Source organism: Undibacterium sp. TC9W, assembly GCF_049339865.1.
Lineage (GTDB): Bacteria > Pseudomonadota > Gammaproteobacteria > Burkholderiales > Burkholderiaceae_D > Undibacterium.
On record NZ_JBMPPJ010000073.1, the window covers coordinates 1 to 456 of the forward strand.

Annotated in this window: 1 pseudogene; it reads left to right on the top strand. The window is 45.2% G+C overall.

Features of this window, described 5'->3' with window-relative positions:
- Positions 1–456, top strand: a pseudogene (locus ACO0LN_RS30300) (hypothetical protein); the annotation flags it as partial.

The window sequence follows — 456 nt, forward strand, 5'->3', positions numbered from 1 at the left end:
AATTGACATTGGGTAACTTCTCTTACACTGGTACTTTCAGTGCAGGTGCAGGTACAGATACATTGGTTCTGGGTACAGCTTCCAATATCGGCGGCGCGAATGTCACTGGTTTTGAAAATCTGACAATTGCTACAGGTGGTTCTGTAACAATGTCAGCAGCACAATTTGCTGCTGCTACAGGTACAATCGTAGCGGCTGGTACTGTAGCTGGTACTAATGGTGAAACAGTTACTTTGTCAACTGCTGGTACTATCACAGGTAGTGCAGTGATTGAGAACTTCGTTCTGGCTAATGGTACAAATGCTGTAACACTGGCTACTACTGCTGCTAACCAAACTTTCACTGGCGGCACAGGTAATGACGCGTTCACTACAACTTACGCTAACCTGGCATGGAAAACAATCAATGCTGGTTTGGGTACCGATACAGTAACAGTTACTGATGCAGTTACAGCAG